Origin of the sequence: Lysobacter capsici, from assembly GCF_018732085.1 — a bacterium.
Taxonomy (GTDB): domain Bacteria; phylum Pseudomonadota; class Gammaproteobacteria; order Xanthomonadales; family Xanthomonadaceae; genus Lysobacter; species Lysobacter capsici_A.
This window is the reverse complement of the sequence record NZ_CP076103.1, coordinates 4,868,529-4,885,345: the sequence shown is the minus strand read 5'-3', so window position 1 is coordinate 4,885,345 and position 16,817 is coordinate 4,868,529. Positions and strand designations below refer to the sequence as shown.

Annotated in this window: 16 protein-coding genes and 1 riboswitch; of the genes, 13 read left to right on the top strand and 3 right to left on the bottom strand. The window is 67.9% G+C overall.

Annotation, left to right across the window (positions count from 1 at the left end; all coding sequences use genetic code 11):
• Positions 1–32: 32 nt before the first annotated feature.
• From KME82_RS20335 to lpxO, 3 genes are all read right to left on the bottom strand, one after another.
• Positions 33–227 (bottom strand): YqaE/Pmp3 family membrane protein, encoded by a 195-nt coding sequence (locus tag KME82_RS20335; RefSeq protein ID WP_215495619.1) that lies wholly within the window; start codon positions 225–227, stop codon positions 33–35.
• Positions 228–338: 111 nt separating this feature from the next.
• On the bottom strand, positions 339–2,000 hold the full coding sequence (gene ettA / locus KME82_RS20330) for an energy-dependent translational throttle protein EttA (RefSeq protein ID WP_056105863.1): 1,662 nt from the start codon (positions 1,998–2,000) through the stop codon (positions 339–341).
• Between the two features lie 616 nt (positions 2,001–2,616).
• Positions 2,617–3,519, bottom strand: a complete 903-nt coding sequence (lpxO, locus tag KME82_RS20325; protein WP_215495618.1) for a lipid A hydroxylase LpxO — start codon at positions 3,517–3,519, stop codon at positions 2,617–2,619.
• A gap of 295 nt (positions 3,520–3,814) precedes the next feature.
• Between lpxO and glyA the strand changes: the two genes are divergently transcribed.
• The 13 genes from glyA to KME82_RS20260 all read left to right on the top strand — a co-directional run bounded on the left by glyA (position 3,815) and on the right by KME82_RS20260 (position 16,687).
• Entirely contained in the window at positions 3,815–5,068 is a 1,254-nt protein-coding gene (gene glyA / locus KME82_RS20320; RefSeq protein ID WP_215495617.1) for a serine hydroxymethyltransferase, read from the top strand.
• A 46-nt stretch (positions 5,069–5,114) separates the two neighbouring features.
• Positions 5,115–5,720 carry a TonB family protein gene (locus KME82_RS20315; RefSeq protein ID WP_252255849.1) on the top strand — a complete coding sequence of 202 codons (606 nt, stop codon included), beginning with the start codon at positions 5,115–5,117 and terminating at the stop codon, positions 5,718–5,720.
• Between the two features lie 52 nt (positions 5,721–5,772).
• Complete coding sequence (nrdR, locus tag KME82_RS20310; protein ID WP_036104695.1) at positions 5,773–6,291, top strand: transcriptional regulator NrdR; 519 nt, start codon at positions 5,773–5,775, stop codon at positions 6,289–6,291.
• A gap of 94 nt (positions 6,292–6,385) precedes the next feature.
• Positions 6,386–6,787, top strand: coding sequence for a hypothetical protein (locus tag KME82_RS20305; protein ID WP_215495615.1), 402 nt, complete (start codon positions 6,386–6,388; stop codon positions 6,785–6,787).
• Entirely contained in the window at positions 6,778–7,599 is an 822-nt protein-coding gene (locus KME82_RS20300) for a hypothetical protein (protein ID WP_215495614.1), read from the top strand. The genes KME82_RS20305 and KME82_RS20300 overlap by 10 nt, the downstream gene beginning before the upstream one ends.
• On the top strand, positions 7,596–8,696 hold the full coding sequence (gene ribD / locus KME82_RS20295; protein ID WP_215495613.1) for a bifunctional diaminohydroxyphosphoribosylaminopyrimidine deaminase/5-amino-6-(5-phosphoribosylamino)uracil reductase RibD: 1,101 nt from the start codon (positions 7,596–7,598) through the stop codon (positions 8,694–8,696). The genes KME82_RS20300 and ribD overlap by 4 nt, the downstream gene beginning before the upstream one ends.
• Before the next feature lie 210 nt (positions 8,697–8,906).
• Positions 8,907–9,683, top strand: coding sequence for a class I SAM-dependent methyltransferase (locus KME82_RS20290; protein ID WP_215495612.1), 777 nt, complete (start codon positions 8,907–8,909; stop codon positions 9,681–9,683).
• A 685-nt stretch (positions 9,684–10,368) separates the two neighbouring features.
• Positions 10,369–10,540, top strand: a riboswitch (FMN riboswitch).
• Positions 10,541–10,723: 183 nt separating this feature from the next.
• Positions 10,724–11,335: a riboflavin synthase gene (locus KME82_RS20285; protein WP_215495611.1), complete on the top strand. Its 612-nt coding sequence runs from the start codon at positions 10,724–10,726 to the stop codon at positions 11,333–11,335.
• Positions 11,332–12,534, top strand: coding sequence for a 3,4-dihydroxy-2-butanone-4-phosphate synthase (gene ribB / locus KME82_RS20280; protein ID WP_215495610.1), 1,203 nt, complete (start codon positions 11,332–11,334; stop codon positions 12,532–12,534). Before KME82_RS20285 ends, ribB begins: the two co-directional genes overlap by 4 nt.
• A 642-nt stretch (positions 12,535–13,176) precedes the next feature.
• Positions 13,177–13,644: a 6,7-dimethyl-8-ribityllumazine synthase gene (gene ribH / locus KME82_RS20275; protein ID WP_215495609.1), complete on the top strand. Its 468-nt coding sequence runs from the start codon at positions 13,177–13,179 to the stop codon at positions 13,642–13,644.
• Complete coding sequence (nusB, locus tag KME82_RS20270) at positions 13,641–14,102, top strand: transcription antitermination factor NusB (protein ID WP_215495608.1); 462 nt, start codon at positions 13,641–13,643, stop codon at positions 14,100–14,102. Before ribH ends, nusB begins: the two co-directional genes overlap by 4 nt.
• A gap of 75 nt (positions 14,103–14,177) precedes the next feature.
• Positions 14,178–15,185 (top strand): thiamine-phosphate kinase, encoded by a 1,008-nt coding sequence (gene thiL, locus KME82_RS20265; protein ID WP_215495607.1) that lies wholly within the window; start codon positions 14,178–14,180, stop codon positions 15,183–15,185.
• Between the two features lie 323 nt (positions 15,186–15,508).
• A complete protein-coding gene (locus KME82_RS20260; RefSeq protein WP_215495606.1) occupies positions 15,509–16,687 on the top strand; it encodes a hypothetical protein in 1,179 nt (392 codons plus the stop codon).
• Positions 16,688–16,817 lie beyond the last annotated feature (130 nt).

The window sequence follows — 16,817 nt, the reverse complement described above, 5'->3', positions numbered from 1 at the left end:
GGCGTATCGCGCCGTCGAACGCCGTCGTGCCTTCAGCGGCGCTCGGCCAGGGTCTTGCGGATTTTTTCGTCGGTCTTGTACTGGCTCAGCGCATACACCGCCCAGATCGCCGCGGGCAGCCAGCCGATCAGGGTGATCTGCAGAATCAGGCAGACGATGCCGGCGATGGGGCGGCCGATCGTGAAGAACGCCAGGAACGGAATCAGGATGGCAATGATCAGGCGCATGCGGGTAATGCCCTTATGACGCGTAGTTGAGAGGGAACCGGCCGATAGGTACCGCGTGCGTGGAGCCCGGACCCGGTCGCGTCCGTCCTGCGACGGACGCGGCCGGGGACATCACTTGAGCGCCTTGAAACGCAGACGATGCGGACGCGCGCCTTCCTCGCCGAGGCGGCGCTTCTTGTCGTCCTCGTACTCGCGGTAGTTGCCCTGGAAGAACTCGACGTGCGAGTCGCCTTCGAAGGCGAGGATGTGGGTGGCGATGCGGTCGAGGAACCAGCGGTCATGCGAGATGACCACCGCGCAGCCCGGGAACTCGAGCAGCGCGTCTTCGAGCGCGCGCAGGGTTTCCACGTCGAGGTCGTTGGACGGTTCGTCGAGCAGCAGCACGTTGCCGCCCTGCAGCAGGGTCTTGGCCAGATGCAGACGGCCGCGTTCGCCGCCCGACAGCGTGCCGACCATCTTCTGCTGGTCCTGGCCCTTGAAGTTGAAGCGGCCCAGGTAGGCGCGCGACTGGATCTCGACCCCGTTGATGTTGAGGATGTCGGCGCCGCCGGAGATTTCCTGGAACACGTTGTGGTTGCCGTCGAGCTTGTCGCGGCTCTGGTCCACATAAGCGATCTTGGTGCTCGGGCCCTTGACGATCTCGCCCTTGTCCGGGGTTTCCTGGCCGGTGACCATCTTGAACAGCGTGGATTTACCCGCGCCGTTCGGGCCGATGATGCCGACGATCGCGCCGGCCGGGATGATGAAGCTCAGGTCGTCGATCAGCAGGCGGTCGCCGAACGACTTGGACACGTTCTTGAACTCGATCACCGACGCGCCCAGGCGTTCGCCCGGCGGGATGAAGATCTCGTTGGTCTCGTTGCGGCGCTGGTACTCGACCGAGTTGAGCTCCTCGAAGCGCGCCATGCGCGCCTTGCCCTTGGTGCGGCCGCCCTTGGCGTTGCTGCGCACCCATTCGAGTTCCTTGGCCAGCGCCTTCTGGCGGGCCTTTTCGCCGGACTCTTCCTGCTTGAGGCGCTCGGACTTCTGCTCCAGCCACGCAGTGTAGTTGCCCTTCCACGGGATGCCCTTGCCGCGGTCGAGTTCGAGAATCCACTCGGCGGCGTTTTCGAGGAAGTAGCGATCGTGGGTGACGGCCACCACGGTGCCGGTGTAGCGGGTCAGGAACTGCTCCAGCCACTCGACCGATTCGGCGTCGAGGTGGTTGGTCGGTTCGTCGAGCAGCAGCATGTCGGGCTTTTGCAGCAGCAGCTGGCACAGCGCGACGCGGCGCTTCTCGCCGCCCGACAGCTTGCCGATGATCGCGTCCCACGGCGGCAGGCGCAGCGCGTCGGCGGCGACTTCCAGCTGGTGTTCCAGGGTGTGCGCATCGCCCGAGGCGAGGATCGCTTCCAGGCGCTGCTGTTCGGCGGCGAGCTTGTCGAAGTCGGCGCCTTCCTCGGCGTAGGCGTCGTAGATCTTGTCGAGCGCGGCCTGCGCGCTGAGCACGTCGCCGACGCCGACCTCGACCGCTTCGCGCACGGTGTGTTCGGGGTTGAGCTGCGGTTCCTGGGCCAGGTAACCGACCTTGATGCCGGTGGCCGGGCGCGCTTCGCCGGTGAAGTCCTGGTCCACGCCGGCCATGATCTTGAGCACGGTCGACTTGCCGGCGCCGTTGAGGCCGAGCAGGCCGATCTTGGCGCCCGGGAAGAACGACAGCGAGATGTCCTTGATGATCTGACGCTTCGGCGGCACGGTCTTGCTGACGCCGTTCATGGTGTAGATGTATTGCATGCGAACTCCGAAGCAGGGGCGTGCCGAGCCGGGCCGGGTAGGGCCGGAGTGGGCGGACGGGAAACGGGGATTATCCCGCAGGCGCTGGCTGGGTTCCAGCGCGGGGGATGGATGGATCAAACAGATGGTGGCAGCGGGGCGCGGATTCAAATGGCCCGGTGTGGGTGGTTCGGGGGTGATGGGGGTTGATTCGGCTGGGCAGGATGCGTGCGGAGCCGTCAGCGTGATCCTTCCCGGCCGTCATTCCCGCGAAGGCGGGCTCGGCTTTACTTCGGCGGAGCCGAACATCCAGAGGCTTCAGCGTCATCTCACCAGAACGTCATTCCCGCGAAGGCGGGAATCCAGAGACTTCAGCGTCATCTCACCAGAACGTCATTCCCGCGAACGCGGGAATCCAGTGACTTCAGGCGTTCTCGCACGAAAGGCACTGGATGCTCGGCTCCGCCGAAGTAAAGCCGAGCCCGCGTTCGCGGGAATGACGGTAGGGAAGGGCGTTAAGACGGGGAGTGCGCTGCTTCGGACAGTTTGCGCAACCGGCAGTGCTGGAGCTTTACGCTCTATCCGACTCCCGACTCCCGACTCCCGACTCCCGATTCCCGATTCCCGGCCCCATCCCTCAAAGCCAAACAATAAACGCCACCACCGCCACCACCGCCGCGTACTTGAAGAAGTAATACGTCCCCTTGCTGCGCTCCTTCAGCCCCTTGGCCTTCAAGCGCAGGCTGTAGAAGTACTTGAACGCCTTGTTGATCCCGCCGGTCTTGTCGCCTTCGTTGTTCGGCGAGGCGCCGGCCGCGATCAGGCGCTTGGCGATGAAACGGTTCAGGCCGCGCGCCCAGCCCCAGCGCATCGGCCGCTCGATGTCGCAGAACAGGATGATCCGGTTCTGCTCCGAGCCGTTCTGGGCCCAGTGGATATAGGTTTCGTCGAACATGGTCCATTCGCCGTCGCGCCAGCTGTAGCGCTGGCCGTCGACGTCGATGAAGCAGGCGTCGTCGTTGGGCGTGTCCAGGCCCAGGTGCAGGCGCAGCGAGCCGGCGTAGGGGTCGCGGTGCGGGCGCAGCTCGCCGCCGGGCGGCAGCTCGGTGAACATCGCCGCCTTGACGCTGGGCACTTCGCGCAACAGCTGGGTGGTGACCGGGCACAGCTCGGCGGCCGAGGGGTGGGCGTCGTCGTACCACTTCAGGTAGAAGCGCTTCCAGCCGCGGCGGAAGAACGAATTGAAGCCGACGTCGTTGTAGCCTTCGGCGGCCTTGATCTGCTGCAGTTCGCGCAGGTGCAGGGCCTCGGCGCGGATCTCGCGCCAGCGCGCGCGCAGCGGCTCGAGTTCGGGAAAATACTGGTCCGGGCTCAGGTACGGGCTGGTCGGCACCCGCGAGCAGGCGTACATCAGCACGTTGATCGGCGCCATGAAGGTCGAGTGGTCGAGCAACTGGCGGCCCAGGCGGTGGCGTACCCGGCCGCGGAAGTGGACGTAGACCGCGCTGGCGAGGAACAGGAAGACGAAGACCCATTTCATGGTCGCAATATCCGGAACTGAAGCTGTCATAGTCGGGGCCGCCGTGAGCCTGGCGGCCGGACCGGCCGGTGGGGGCGGGCCCTGAGGGTTGAGCGACGGTCATTGTCCGCCGGGTCGGGCGCCGGTGGCAGCCCTGCCTTGGCGGTTGGCCGCCATACGCCCCTAGGCTAACATTTCAAGTCTTGCGTCAAGCCACCCCCGCATTAACGGGGCGCGGCGGCCGCTTCTCGCCACCGCCCTGCCTGTCCCCGAGGTTCCTCCCCCCTCCGTCCGCTCTTTTTCCGAGGCTCCGCGAATGTTCCCCAGCCACACCCGTATTGCCGGATTCGACGACGAACTCGCCCAGGCCATCGCCGACGAGGCCCGCCGCCAGGAAGACCATGTCGAACTGATCGCCTCGGAAAACTACGCCAGCCCGCGCGTGCTCGAGGCCCAGGGCAGCGTGCTGACCAACAAGTACGCCGAAGGCTATCCGGGCAAGCGCTATTACGGCGGCTGCGAATACGTCGACATCGCCGAGCAGCTGGCGATCGACCGGGTCAAGGAACTGTTCGGCGCCGACTACGCCAACGTGCAGCCGCATTCGGGCTCGCAGGCCAACCAGGCGGTGTATTTCGCCCTGCTCGAACCGGGCGACACCATCCTGGGCATGAGCCTGGCCCATGGCGGCCACCTCACCCATGGCGCCAAGGTCAACGCCAGCGGCAAGTTGTTCAACGCGATCCAGTACGGCGTCAACGAGCAGGGCCTGATCGATTACGACGAAGTCGAACGCCTGGCCCTGGAGCACAAGCCGAAGATGGTCGTGGCCGGCTTCAGCGCCTACTCGCAAGTCGTCGACTGGGCGCGCTTTCGCGCCATCGCCGACAAGATCGGCGCCTACCTGTTCGTCGACATGGCCCACGTCGCCGGCCTGATCGCCGCCGGCGTGTACCCGACCCCGGTGCCGCACGCGCACGTGGTCACCTCGACCACCCACAAGACCCTGCGCGGCCCGCGCGGCGGCATCATCGTGGCGAAGGGCGCGTCCGAGGAGCTGGTCAAGAAGCTGCAGAGCATCGTGTTCCCGGGCATCCAGGGCGGTCCGCTGATGCACGTGATCGCGGCCAAGGCGGTCGCGTTCAAGGAAGCGCTGGAGCCCGAATTCAAGGACTACCAGGCCCAGGTCGTCAAGAACGCCCAGGCGATGGCCAAGACCATCATCGCGCGCGGCTACAAGATCGTTTCGGGCGGCACCGAAAACCACCTGATGCTGGTCGACATGATCGGCAAGGGCATCACCGGCAAGGACGCGGAAGCCGCGCTCGGTCGCGCCCACATCACCGTCAACAAGAACGCGGTGCCCAACGATCCGCAGAAGCCGTTCGTGACCTCGGGCCTGCGCATCGGCACTCCGGCCGTCACCACCCGCGGCTACAAGGAACCCGATTGCGTGGCCCTGGCCGAGTGGATCTGCGACGTGCTAGACAACCCGAAGGACGAGAACGTCATCGCCGGCGTGCGCGAGAACGTGACCAAGCAGTGCGCGCAGTTCCCGGTGTATGGCTAAGGCGCTTTTCCGGCTGGCGGCCGTCGGTTGGCTTGCATGCTTGAGCGTGCAGGCGGCCGAAGCTCCGCCGGCCGGAAAGTACGAACCGCCCGCGATCGAATACAAGACTCTGACCCCGGCCGAAGCGGCCGGGGCGACGCTGGTCGAAATGCCGGGGCCGCCGCCGAACGCACCCGACTTCAGCCAAGACATCGGCATGACCGAGACGTACTACATCCCGGCCTGTCAGGTGTACATGGAAGGCGCAAGAAAATACCGCGCCAACTGGCGCGAGATTTCCGACTTCCATGCGCGCAATCGGGTTCCTTGGCTGTCCGAACTCGATCGCCGCGATGCGCCGGACACGTATTCGCAACCCGGCAGCCGCGCGCCGGAACCCAACAACCGGCCCGAGGCGGTCTATCCCGTTGCCGCGGGCGCCAAGGTCGGCGAGGTGGTGGTGAAGGTCATCGTCGACGCCAAGGGCCGCACCCGCGACGCGATGGTGATCTGCAGCAACGACAGCGTGTTCGACGCGCCCGCGCTCGCATTCGCCAGGCAAGTCACCTACGAGCCCGCGCTTCGCGATGGCCGCGCGGTCGCCGACTATGGCAATGTGAGCATGCGTTTTTACCCGGACGGGCCGAAATACGGGTTCCGGCGGCACAAATGATCGGTTCCGGACGCTGCGGTTCCCAACTTCCGTCCCGACCTACGGTGTATTGATGCATTGTCCTTTCTGCCAGCACGTCGACACCCGGGTCATCGATTCGCGCGTGTCCGACGACGGCGCGACCATCCGCCGCCGCCGCGTCTGCGAGGCCTGCGGGGAACGTTTCAGCACGATCGAGACGATCGAACTCAAACTGCCGGTGATCATCAAGGGCGACGGCCGCCGCGAGGCCTTCGACGCGCGCAAGCTGCGCGGCGGTTTCGACCGTGCGCTGCAAAAGCGCCCGGTCTCGGAAGAACAGATCGAATCGGCGGTGCGCGCGGTCGTGCATCAGCTGCGCATGACCGCCGAACGCGAACTCGCCTCGCGCCGGGTCGGCGAATTCGTCATGGCCGAACTGCGCAAGCTCGACCACGTCGGCTACGTGCGTTTCGCCTCGGTGTATCGCTCGTTCGAGGACGTGGCCGATTTCCGCGAGGAACTCGACCGGCTCGAACGCGATATCCCCGGCGACGGACAGCTGACCTTGCTCGGCGACGACGAGCCGCGGCCGGACAAGAAGAAGCGCTGAGTTCGGCTCGATGGCCACCTCGCGAACGTTTCGTTATGCGCGCGCGCAGCTTCGGCGGGAGTGGTTCGGCCCGGCTTCGGTAACGCCCGTCGTCGTGGCGCTGATCGCTTTGCCGCTGTGGTTGGCCGGCGTGTTCGCCTGGGAATTCGCGCGCTGGTGCGTCGTGGGCGTGGCGGTGCTGATCGCCTTGAAGTATTGGCGAGAGCGTCGTCTGGAGACGCGTTACTGGCGCGAATACGAACGCATGCGGCTGTGGTTCGACGACGGATCGCTGTACTTCGCCACCGATGCCGAGCAGTCGAGCGAATCCTTGGCGAAGGTCGTGAGCGTGCATGCGTACACGCGGCGCGGCCGCCTGGTGCGGGTGGTGGTCAATCACCCGGACGGTTCGATCCAGCTATTCTCGGGATTGGACGACATGGACGCGTTCCTGGCCGAATTTCGCAGGCAGGCGCCGCAAGCCAAGCAAGAGCGGATGGGCAACCAATGGCTATGAATTCCAGCGGCGGCGCGGCGCGTTGTTCCCGGCGTGTGCGCTCGGCGATGGCCGGTTCGATCGTTTGCGTTTGCGTGCTCGCCGCCCCGGCCGCTTTCGCCTGCGAGCCCGCCGATGCAGCGTCGTCCGGCCGCTACGTTTCGGCGGCCGCGAAGCCGGCGGCGAGCCTGCAATTGAACCGCGACGGCAGTTTTCGCCTGCTCGGCGTGCCGGCGCCGGGCGCGGACTTCAGCGGCTGCTGGCAGCGCATCGGCGATGCCGTGGCGCTGGTGGAGGGCTTGGCGATCGGCGGCGAAGGCATCAAGCGCGCGTTGCCCGAGCCGCTGACCCAGGCCGACCTGGACAAAGTGCGCGGCGACGGCATCGACACGATCAAGCAGGCGGTGGACGCGGGCTTGCTGCCGCTCGCGCGCGCCTGGGCGAACCAGCCGCGGCGGGCCGGCGAAACGTTGCGGGTCAGCGTGTACGAGCCGCGGGTCGGTCTGGCGGTCGGCGATGCCAGGGCGATGCTGCGTCTGGCCGACGGCCAGGTGATCGAACAAGGCCCGGTGCCGGGCGACGACGGCCAGTTCGAATTCGCGGGCTTGCCCAAGCGCGCGGTGGTCAAGGCCATCGGCGTGCGTTTCCCCGAGCAGCCCGATCGCATCCGCTGGTTGACGGTGGAAGATTCGACCAAGGTGCTGTACCTGATCGAATTCGATGCCCGCGCGCTGGGCGCGGCCGAGGGCGGCGGCATGACCCTCACCCGTCAGGCCGACGGCAGCCTGATCTCCGATTACCCCGACGCCACTCACTTCAAGCGCACGCCATGACCAGCCCCTTCAGCGCCACCGATCACGCCCACATGGCCCGCGCGCTGCGCCTGGCCGAGAAGGGCGCGTACACGACCAAGCCCAATCCGCTGGTCGGCTGCGTGATCGCGCACGGCGACGACATCGTCGGCGAAGGCTGGCACGAACGCGCCGGCGAGCCGCACGCGGAAGTGCATGCGCTGCGCGCGGCCGGCGATCGCGCGCGCGGCGCCACCGCGTACGTGACCCTGGAGCCGTGCGCGCACACCGGCCGCACCGGGCCGTGCAGCGATGCGCTGATCGCCGCCGGCGTGGCGCGCGTGGTCGCGGCGATGCGCGATCCGTTTGCGCAGGTCGACGGCGCCGGTTTCGCGAAATTGCAGGCGGCCGGCATCGTGGTCGAAAGCGGGTTGATGCAAGCGCAGGCGCGCGCGCTCAATCGCGGTTTCCTGTCGCGGGTCGAACGCGGACGGCCGTGGCTGCGGGTCAAGCTGGCCGCGAGCCTGGACGGGCGCAGCGCGCTGGCGAGCGGCGAATCCAAATGGATCAGCGGCGAAGCCTCGCGCCTGGACGTGCAGCACTGGCGCGCGCGCAGCAGCGCGATCGTGACCGGCGCGGGCACCGTGCTCGCCGACGATCCCTCGCTGACCGTGCGCCTGGGCGATGACACCGCGTTCGTCGCGCCGCTGCGGGTGGTGCTCGATCCGGGCCTGGCCACGGTCGCGCGCGGCCGCGTGCGCGAAGGCGACGCGCCGACCTTGTACCTGCATGCGCCCGACGCCAAGCCGCCGCGCGATTTCGCCGCCGCGCACATGGCGGTTCCGATGGCCGAGGGCCGCATGGATCTGGGCGCGGTGCTCGGGCTGCTGGCCGAACGCGGCGTCAACGAGATCCAGCTCGAAGCCGGCGCGACCCTGGCCGGCGCATTCCTGGCGCAGGGACTGGTCGACGAAGTGCTGCTCTATGTCGCGCCGGTGTTGCTCGGCGAAAACGCGCGGCCCTTGTTCGGCGGCCTGGGCATCGAGGCGATGACCAGCAAGCTGCAGCTGGATGTGATCGATGTGCGCCGGCTCGGCGAGGATACGCGGGTGTTGTTGCAGCCTCGGAAGCAGGAGTGAGTGCACAGGAGTGAGTGGGGCGGGCGACGCTCGCACCCCTTCACGCTTTCGCTCACTCTTTCCACTCACGCCTCGCGATGAGCCACAACGCCTTCGAGGAGTGAGTAGTCGGGAGCATTCGACGGTTGCCATGATCTACTTGGCAACCCTCACGGCGCCTTCGCCGCCGCTCTTGCTCACTCCTTGCTGCTGTCCACTCATTCTTCGCCTATGAGCCAGAACGCCTTCAAGGACCACTTCTCCGCGATCGCCGGCGCCTATGCCGCCGCGCGTCCGGAGTATCCCGACGCGCTGTTCGACGCGATCGCCGAGCAGGTGCCGGCCGATGCGACGGTGTGGGAGCCCGGTTGCGGCAGCGGCCAGGCCACGCGCGGGCTCGCGGCGCGGTTCGCGCGGGTGCATGCGAGCGATCCCAGCGTCAAACAGCTCGAACAGCACTGGGCGCATGAGGCCTCGCTGCGCGGCGAAGGCCGGGTCGCCCTGAGCGTCGCGCCGGGCGAACGCACCGACCTGGCCGATGCCAGCGTGCAACTGGTCGCGGTCGCGCAGGCCCTGCACTGGTTCGAACGCGAGCGATTTTTCGCCGAATGCGAGCGCGTGCTCGCGCCCGGCGGGGTGCTGGCGGTATGGGCCTATGGCGATTTCCTGCCGCCGCCGGGGATGGAGGTCGCGGTGGCCGATTTCCGCGCCCGCATCGATCCTTTCTGGCAGCGCGAGAACGCCGAAGTCCGCGCCGGATACCCCGATTACGCATGGCCGTTCGAAGCGCTGCCGGCGCCGTCGCTGTGGTTGATGGCGCAATGGGGGCTGGGGCGTTTCCTGGGTTATCTGAACAGTCTGTCCGCGACCGACCGCTGCCGCGCTGCGACCGGCGACGACCCGGTCGCGCTGAACCGCCCGGCGTTGTCGCAGGCCTGGGGCATGGCCGAGGACGTGCGGACGATTCAATGGCCGTTGACGCTGCATTTGCGGCGCAAGGCGGGTTGATGGACGGTTTTTGGCGGTGAGTTGGATCGCGACGGTCGCGCCACTTCGTTGCCAGTCCATCCAGCAGTCACCCGGGATGTCACCTCAAGGATGTCATCCCCGTAAGGAGGGCTCTGCTTTACTTCAGCGAAGCCGAACGTCCAGAACCTTCAGCGCCATCCCACCAGACCGTCATTCCCGCGAAGGCGGGAATCCAGAGCCTTCAGCGCCATCCCACCAGAACGTCATTCCCGCGAAAGCGGGAATCCAGAGCCTTTAGCGCCATCCCACCAGACCGTCATTCCCGCGAAAGCGGGAATCCAGAGCCTTCAGCGCCATCCCTCCAGGCCGTCATTCCCGCGAACGCGGGAATCCAGTGACTTTCGTGCGAGAGCGCTTGAAGTCACTGGATTCCCGCGTTCGCGGGAATGACGTCTTGTAGATTGACCAGCGCTCGTAGGTCCAACGTGTCCGATACATCGCCGCAACGGCCGAAAGGGTCGCAACGGCCGAAAGGACCGCAAGAGCCGCAAAAGCCGCAAAGGCCGCAAAGGCCGCAAAGGCCGCAACAGCCGAGCAGCCCCTTTGAGAAAGTCTCGACCCCCACTCCCCCCGCCCGCAGAACAAACCATCCACCGCACCCCGTCCCAAGACCCCGGCCCCCCGGGTGGTAAACTGCGCCCCGCCGGTTCGCCGGTACCACCAGTAACGTCTTCAGGGCGGGGCGAAACTCCCCACCGGCGGTAGGCGCGGCAACGCGCGAGCCCGCGAGCGCCTTGCGCGTGGCAGCCGGATTTCGGCCGCCACGCGCGCAAGGGTCAGCAGATCCGGTCCAATGCCGGAGCCGACGGTCACAGTCCGGATGAAAGAAGACGGCTACGCGCGAGCCCTCCGCGAGGACGGGCGAGACGACTCCCGCGGCCCGGCCGCGCGTCGTGCGTTGTCTTCCAAGCCTTGAGGCGTTTTTCGCTCACTTCTTGCGGGAAACGTTTCATGACCCAGTTCAATCGCAACACCGGCGCGGCCTCGCGCCGTCGCGGTCTCCGTCCGGAGGTCCGCTGATGTTCACCGGCATCATCGAAGGCGTCGGCCGCATCGCCGACAAGCACGATCTCGGCGGCGACGTGCGGTTGCGCATCGCCACCGGCAGCCTCGATTTCACCGACCCCAAGCTCGGCGAAAGCATCGCGGTCAACGGCGTGTGCCTGACCGTGATCGAATTCGGCTCCGGGTGGTTCGACGCCGACGCGTCCAACGAAACCCTGTCGCTGACCACGCTCGGCGCGCTGGGGCCCGCCGCGCGGGTCAACCTGGAACGCGCGATGCGGCCGAGCGACCGGCTCGGCGGGCACCTGGTCAGCGGCCATGTCGACGGCGTCGGCGCGGTGCTGTCGATCCACGACGACGCGCGCGCGCAGCGCTGGCGCTTCAAGGCGCCGGCGCCGCTGCTGCGCTACATCGCCAAGAAAGGCTCGATCTGCGTCGACGGGGTCAGCCTCACCGTCAACGAGGTCGACGCGGAGGGTTTCGAGGTCGCGCTGATTCCGCACACCGTGCAGAACACCGCGTTCGCGCAGACCGGCATCGGCGATGCGATCAATCTGGAAATCGACTTGGTGGCCCGTTACGTCGAGCGCCTGCTCGGCGAGCGTCAGCCCGGAGGTGCGGCATGAGTTTCGCGAGCGTTCCCGAATTGCTGGAAGAAATCCGCGCCGGCCGCATGGTGGTGATCGTCGACGACGAAGACCGCGAGAACGAAGGCGACCTGATCATGGCCGCCGAGCTGGTGCGTCCGGCCGACATCAACTTCATGGTCACCCACGCGCGCGGCCTGGTGTGCCTGTCGCTGATGCGCGAGCGTTGTTTCCAGCTCGGCCTGGGGCCGATGGTGCGCGACAACACCTCGCCGCACCACACCAACTTCACCGTCAGCATCGAAGCGGCCGAAGGCGTCACCACCGGCATCTCGGCCTACGACCGCGCCCACACCGTGCGCACCGCGGTGCGGCCCGACGCCAAGCCCTCGGACCTGGCCCAGCCCGGCCACATCTTCCCGCTGATGTCGCAGCCCGGCGGCGTGCTCAGCCGCGCCGGCCACACCGAGGCGGCGAGCGATCTGGCCTTGTTGGCCGGCCTGGAACCGGCCGGCGTGCTGGTCGAGATCCTCAACGCCGACGGCAGCATGGCGCGGCGTCCCGAACTGGAAGCGTTCGCGGCCGAGCACGGCCTGAAGATCGGTTCGATCGAGGAATTGATCCGTTACCGCCTGGCCACCGAGCACACGGTCGAGCGGGTCGACGAACGCGAGATCCAGACCGAGCACGGCCCGTTCCGCCTGCTGAGCTACCGCGACCGGTTGACCCACGGCCTGCATTTCGCCCTGGTCCGCGGCCAGGCCGATGTGCAGGCCCCGACGCTGGTGCGGGTCCACGTGCAGAACCCGCTGGCCGACGCGCTGCATTGGCGCCGGCCGGACTTCGGCCCGGCGGTCGGCGACGTGCTGGCCGCGATCGCCCGCGAAGGCCGCGGCGCGCTGGTGCTGCTGGCCGACCACGCCGACGCCGATGCGCTGCTGGCGCGGGTGCGCGAACAGCCGTCGGCGCATGCGGACGGGCAGGGCGGGGCTGACGACGAGGGTCATGGCTCGGGCGAGCGTGCCGGTGAATTGGCCGGCGAGTCGGCCGAACCGACCGCGCCGCCGAGCCGCGGCCATGCCCTGGCCGAATGGCGGCGCAACGGCGCCGGCGGCCAGATCCTGGCCGACCTGGGCCTGGGCAAACTGCGCGTGCTCGGCACCCCGCGCCGCCAGATCGGCCTGGCCGGATTCGGGCTGGAAGTGGTGGAGTACGTGGATATCGCCGCGTTGATGTGAGGCTGGTGGGGCGGGCGGACCACGGGTTGGCGGCTTGGGTCGTCCGCCCGTTTGTCGGGCGCTTGGGCGTCATGAGCCTTCAGCGTTGTCTGTGCAGGTCGTCATTGGTGCTAAGGCAGGAATCCAGAGCCTTCAGCGCCATCCATCCAGGCCGTCATTCCCGCGAAAGCGGGAATCCAGTGACTTTGTGCTCTAAAACTTCAAGCGTTCTCGCACGAAAGGCCCTGGATTCCCGCCTTCGCGGGAATGACGAGCAAAAGCAAAGCCGGACAACGGGGCGGGTTGCGACTGAAGGCGGGAACCCAGGGCCTTCAGCGCAATCCCATCAGGCTGTCATTCCCGCGAAGGCGGGAATCCAGAGCCTTTAGCGCCATCCTTCCAGAACGTCATTCCCGCGAAAGCGGGAATCCAGCGACTTTGTGCCCCGAGACTTCAAGCGTTCTCGCACGAAAGGCCCTGGATTCCCGCCTTCGCGGGAATGACGGTAGGTGAGTACGCTCTTCCCGACTCCCGACTCCCGACTCCCGACTCCCGACTCCCGACTCCCGACTCCCGACTCCCGAATCCCGAATCCCGAATCCAAAGGCACCCACCGCCCCCACCCGTTAAACTACCCCCCTTCACCTTCCAGCCGACCCCACCATGCCCCATTACGAAGGCGACCTGCGCAGCCCCGAGGGCGCGCGCTACGCCATCATCGCCAGCCGCTGGAATCCGCGCATCACCGACACCCTGGTGGCCGGCGCGCGCAAGACCTTCGCCGAACACGGCGTTGCCGAGGACGCCATCGACGTGATCCGCGTCCCCGGCGCCTGGGAACTGCCGATCGTCGCCCGCCGCCTGGCCCTGGCCGGCCGTCACGCGGCGGTGGTCGCGCTGGGCTGCGTCGTGCGCGGCGACACCCGCCATTACGAACAAGTCGCCGACGGCTGCTCCGACGGGCTGATGCGCGTCTCGCTCGACCACGGCCTAGCGATCGCCAACGGCGTGCTCGCGGTCGAACGCCACGAAGACGCTGAGGCCCGCGCCGGCGGCAGCCACGGCAACAAGGGCGAGGAAGCCGCGCAGGCCGCCTTGGAAATGAGCCATCTGCTGGGACAACTGCCATGACCCGTCGCCGTCAGGATGGAATCGACCCGGTCGCGCGTTCGCGCGCGCGCCGCCGCGCGCTGCAGGCGGTGTACGCCTGGCAGATGTCCGGCTCCAAGGTCAACGACGTGATCGGCCAGTTCGCCCACGAACAGGCCCACGAAGTCGCCGACCTGGAGTACTTCGAGGACCTCGTGCGCGGGGTCGACAAGCACCAGGAAGAACTCGATACCGCGCTCGCGCCGTTCTTGGATCGCGATATCGAGCAGGTCGATCCGATCGAGCGCGCGACCCTGCGCATCGCCGCCTACGAACTGCGCCTGCGGCCCGACGTGCCGTACCGCGTGGTGATCAACGAGGCGATCGAGACGGTCAAGCGCTTCGGCGCCGAACACGGCCACACTTACGTCAACGGCGTGCTCGACCATGCCGCGGCGGAGTGGCGCGCGGTCGAATTCGGCGCGTCGAAGAAGAAGTGATCGGTTCGCGTCGCGCGCGACGCGACGCGGTCGCCGCCTGTTCCGCCGACACCCGTCACCGATGATGCCGCCGCGATGAGCGCCGCCGAATTCGATCTGATCGCGCGCATCCGCGCGCGCGTGGGCAGCCGCGACGACGTGGCGCTCGGCATCGGCGACGATGCCGCGCTGCTGCAACCGCCGGCGGGCATGCAGCTCGTCGTCGCCACCGACACGCTCAACGGCGGCGTGCATTTCTTCGAAGACGCCGCGCCGGCCGACATCGGCTGGAAATCGCTGGCGGTGAACCTGTCCGATCTCGCCGCGATGGGCGCGTTGCCCGCGTGGACCACCTTGTCCTTGTCGCTGCCGGCGCAGCCGGGCGCGGCGATGCAGGGCTTCGTCGACGGCTTTCTCGACGGCTTTCTGGAATTGGCCGCGCAACACCGCGTCGCCCTGGTCGGCGGCGATACCACGCGCGGGCCGTTGTCGGTGTGCGTGACCGCGATGGGTTTCGTCGAGCCCGGCGCGGCGTTGCGCCGCGATGCCGCGCAAGTCGGCGACGAGGTCTGGGTCACCGGCACGCTCGGCGATGCCGCCGGCGCGCTTGCCCTGGCCGGCGTCGCGCCCTACCGCGATGCGCAGGTGCGTCGTTGCGCCGGCGATCGGCTCACCGATCACACGCGGCTGTTCGAACGCCTGCAACGGCCGACGCCGCGCGTTGCCGCCGGCCGCGCGCTGGGGCCGCTCGCGCATGCCTGCATCGACGTGTCCGATGGCTTGCTCGCCGATCTGGGCCATGTCTGCGCGGCATCGAAGCTCGGTGCGCATATCGACGCGGCCGCGCTGCCGGTGTCGCCCGCGCTCGCGGCCGCCTGCGAAGGCGAATCGCGCTGGTCGCTGCAACTGGGTGGCGGCGACGATTACGAACTGTGCTTCACCGCCGCGCCGTCGCGGCGCGAGGCGATCGCGTCGGCCTTGCGCGCGGTCGACACGCCGGCCTGCGTGATCGGCCGGATCGAGGCCGAGCCGGGTGTATCAGTGCGCCTGGCCGATGGTTCGCAGTGGACGCCGCCGCGGCGTGGGTATCAGCATTTCGGCTGAGCATCGTGGTTTCGAATGCCACCCACGCAGACCTCCGCCGACATGGCCGGCCACCTGCGAATGAGGCGGGTTCCTTCCCGACACCGACGCGTCGGTCACGCTCTACAGCGGATGTCGTGATCACGACGCATCCGGCCGCAATCGCCCTGGCTCGCGGCCACCGGCACAATCGCCACGACCGCACCCTGCCATCAGTTGGGTCCGACAGCCGCAAAAAATTCAGACCGCTTTCATTGCGCCGATGCGAGCCTGATCCGACTTTCCCGCCGCCCACCGCCATGCGCCCAGCCGCGTCGATCCCCGCTTGCTTCCATCGGCGCCGCATGAGCCGCGTGGCCATCGCTTGTGTTGTCGCCGTTGGATTGAGCGGCTGCGGGCCGATGCGCTCGCTGGTCGGGATCAACACCGTGCATCTGGGCGAGGCGCAGGTCAGCGCGATGCAGGTCGACATCGGTCCGGGCATCACCACGATCTGCCCGCGCCAGCCGGTGCAGATGCATGCGACGGTCACCGCGCAACTGCCGCGCGAAGCGGCGCCGTCGACGTATGAAACCTGGCGCGGCGGCAACGGCACGCGCCGCAACGGCATGCTGGATTTTCGCAATTTCGCCTTCGCCAGCGCGCAGGGGCAGTTCGACGAACTGGGCTGGTTCGCGCCCGATCCGGATGTGCTGGCGACCGTCGACAGCGGTTTTGCGATCAGCGCGCAACTGCTGCATCCGCGCGCGCAACTGGCGCAGACCCTGCATTACGACCCGGACTATCGCTGCATCGTCAGCGCTGGCGCGCCCGGCGGGCCGGGCGCGGACGGACCCGATGGCGCCAGCGGATACAGCGGCCACGATGGCCGCAACGGTTTCGACGGCCAGGACGGCGGCGACGGTGCGCGCGGCGGCGATGGCGCGCCGGGCGGCAACGGCTTCAACGGCCCGCATCTGCGCGTGTATGCCACGTATGCGAGCACGCGGCTGTATCCGAAATTGATCGTGGTGCGGGTGCTCGGCGATATCGAAGACCTCGTGCTCGCGCCGGCCGATCGTCCACTGACCTTGATCGCCAGCGGCGGTCGCGGTGGCGCGGGCGGCGATGGCGGAAGCGGCGGCAGTGGCGGCGACGGTGGTCGCGGCGACGGCGACAAGGATCGCGCGGGGCACGGCGGCGATGGCGGTCACGGTGGCGACGGCGGCTTCGGCGGGCCGGGTGGCATCGGCGGCGACGGCGGCGTGATCGAACTGGTCTACGACCGGCGCTATCCGGAACTCGCGCAATTGCTGCGGTTCGACGTATCGGGCGGCAGTGCGGGAGCGGGCGGCGACGGCGGCAGCGCCGGTTCCTACGGCGATGGCGGCAATGGCGGCGCGGGGTCGGGGCGCGACGGCTACTCGGGCCACTACGGCGAACCGGCGCCCGACGGCGGCTTCGGCCGGCCCGGCGATACGCGGATGACGGCGGGCGAGGTGTCGGTGTATTTCCGCGATCTGCCGGGTGTGCGGATGCTTTGAGTCGCGCGGCGCGGTGTGCGTCGCGCGCTGACTGTTCGAGCGCGGACAGCCGATGTCGACGTGCTTCCCCTCGTTTAAAAGGGGGAATCACACTATCGGAACGAAAAGCGTCGGGGTTGAAACCCCTCCC

Bases quoted from the DNA above. Each gene is read 5' to 3' on its own strand.
- KME82_RS20335 (WP_215495619.1), bottom strand. From the start codon at position 227: ATGCGCCTGATCATTGCCATCCTGATTCCGTTCCTGGCGTTCTTCACG.
- ettA (WP_056105863.1), bottom strand. From the start codon at position 2,000: ATGCAATACATCTACACCATGAACGGCGTCAGCAAGACCGTGCCGCCG.
- lpxO (WP_215495618.1), bottom strand. From the start codon at position 3,519: ATGAAATGGGTCTTCGTCTTCCTGTTCCTCGCCAGCGCGGTCTACGTC.
- glyA (WP_215495617.1), top strand. From the start codon at position 3,815: ATGTTCCCCAGCCACACCCGTATTGCCGGATTCGACGACGAACTCGCC.
- nrdR (WP_036104695.1), top strand. From the start codon at position 5,773: ATGCATTGTCCTTTCTGCCAGCACGTCGACACCCGGGTCATCGATTCG.
- KME82_RS20300 (WP_215495614.1), top strand. From the start codon at position 6,778: ATGGCTATGAATTCCAGCGGCGGCGCGGCGCGTTGTTCCCGGCGTGTG.
- ribD (WP_215495613.1), top strand. From the start codon at position 7,596: ATGACCAGCCCCTTCAGCGCCACCGATCACGCCCACATGGCCCGCGCG.
- KME82_RS20290 (WP_215495612.1), top strand. From the start codon at position 8,907: ATGAGCCAGAACGCCTTCAAGGACCACTTCTCCGCGATCGCCGGCGCC.
- KME82_RS20285 (WP_215495611.1), top strand. From the start codon at position 10,724: ATGTTCACCGGCATCATCGAAGGCGTCGGCCGCATCGCCGACAAGCAC.
- ribB (WP_215495610.1), top strand. From the start codon at position 11,332: ATGAGTTTCGCGAGCGTTCCCGAATTGCTGGAAGAAATCCGCGCCGGC.
- ribH (WP_215495609.1), top strand. From the start codon at position 13,177: ATGCCCCATTACGAAGGCGACCTGCGCAGCCCCGAGGGCGCGCGCTAC.
- nusB (WP_215495608.1), top strand. From the start codon at position 13,641: ATGACCCGTCGCCGTCAGGATGGAATCGACCCGGTCGCGCGTTCGCGC.
- thiL (WP_215495607.1), top strand. From the start codon at position 14,178: ATGAGCGCCGCCGAATTCGATCTGATCGCGCGCATCCGCGCGCGCGTG.
- KME82_RS20260 (WP_215495606.1), top strand. From the start codon at position 15,509: ATGAGCCGCGTGGCCATCGCTTGTGTTGTCGCCGTTGGATTGAGCGGC.